The 1,524-nt window shown below is 62.9% G+C and carries 2 protein-coding genes and 1 pseudogene; all 3 read left to right on the top strand.

Annotated features, from left to right (window positions below):
- Nucleotides 1–270: pseudogene (locus C2U70_RS33275) on the top strand (thiamine-phosphate kinase); the annotation flags it as partial.
- Between the two features lie 93 nt (nucleotides 271–363).
- Complete coding sequence (locus C2U70_RS30405) at nucleotides 364–978, top strand: hypothetical protein (protein ID WP_140982320.1); 615 nt, start codon at nucleotides 364–366, stop codon at nucleotides 976–978.
- A gap of 268 nt (nucleotides 979–1,246) precedes the next feature.
- On the top strand, nucleotides 1,247–1,524 hold a 278-nt coding region (locus tag C2U70_RS30400; RefSeq protein ID WP_186294568.1), incomplete at its 3' end, for a sodium/proton-translocating pyrophosphatase.

Here is a 1,524-nt window from a genome sequence, read left to right as displayed (position 1 = left end):
GCCGCGATCGAGATCGCGCGCGTCCCGATCTCGTCAGCAGCCGTGCGTGCCTCCGTTGCCATCGAAAAACTCGTGGCGGGCGGCGACGATTACGAGATCCTGTGCACCGTTCCGGAGACGCACTGCGCGGCGCTGGTCGAGGCGGCCGGTCGGGTGGGAGTTCCCATCGCGGAAATCGGCAAGATCGTTGCCGGACTCGAACGGCCGCGCTTCATCGATGCGCAAGGTGCCGAGATCGTCCTGTCGCGGCTGTCCTACAGCCACTTCTGACCGCCGCCACACGCCAAGGCGCGACATCGATCCCTCTGGCCTTTTTCCGATGTCGGGTACTATTGGCAATCGAAACTGACGGATTCGATTCGGATGTCGACGGCTGATTCCATCGCGGCCCGCCCCCTCGCGACCGTTGTTCCCGGCCGGGAATGCGGAAGCTGCACGTTGTGCTGCAAGGTCTACGACGTCGCCGAGATCAACAAGGTCGCGGGCAAATGGTGCGCGAAGTGCAAGCCCGGGCGGGGCTGCACGATCCACGACAACCTTCCGCGCCAATGCGCCGAGTTCAACTGCCTGTGGCGGACCGATGCGGAGATGCCGCCGCAGTGGAAGCCGGATCAGGCCAAGATGGTCGTCACCATCCATCCGAAGACGGAAAACATCATGGTCCGGGTCGATCCGGGCCTGCCATCGGCCTGGCAGCGGCAACCCTATTACGGTCACCTGCGGCAATGGTCGCGGAACAACCTGCCGAAGGGCTGGTACGTCATCGTCTTCGTCAACGAATTGGCGACGCTCGTGCTGCCGGACCAGGATCTCCCGATCGGAGCCCTACAGCACGACCAGACGGTCTCGCTGCGGCACGAGCCCGGTCCCAATGGCGGCGTCTACGAGGTCAAGATCTCGACCACACGGACGACTCCCGACGGGCAGACCTTTGAGATCGCCTCCACGTCCCGTCACCAGGTGCGTCCGGCGGCTTGAGCCGAAGACCCGGAACTATAGCGCCGGCGGCCGTCCCATAGCGGCCTGACGCAATTTCCGCCGACAGGACGCCTACGACCTAAATACCTGCCGAAATCGACGATTTCCGTGCTTCCGGCGTTGCACGGGCATTGCGATTTTGGCAAGGTCCCCGCCGATTTAGGGTCACCCCTTTTGGGCAGGGGTGGTCCTGTTTTAAGGCGCCGATCCGTCACAGCGGGAAATATAAGGCGTCGGGGGTACATCAAGGATCTGAGGCAAAATTCACATGACAGCATTGTGGTTGATTGTGCTCTGCGGAGTACTTTCCATCGTTTACGCGATCTGGGCGACGTCGTCGGTGTTGAAGGCTGATGCGGGGTCACCGCGCATGCAGGAAATTGCAGGCGCAGTCGCCGAGGGCGCGCAAGCCTATCTGCGGCGCCAGTACACGACGATCGGTCTCGTCGGCATCGTCATCTTCGTGCTCGTTGCCTATTTCCTCGGAATCCTGGTCGCGGTCGGCTTCGCCGTCGGCGCGATCCTGTCGGGCGCGGCCGGCTTCAT

Origin of the sequence: Bradyrhizobium guangdongense, assembly GCF_006483445.1 — a bacterium.
Lineage (GTDB): Bacteria > Pseudomonadota > Alphaproteobacteria > Rhizobiales > Xanthobacteraceae > Bradyrhizobium > Bradyrhizobium guangdongense_A.
The sequence above is the reverse complement of the archived record's forward strand: the minus strand, read 5'-3'. Positions and strand labels throughout refer to the sequence as shown.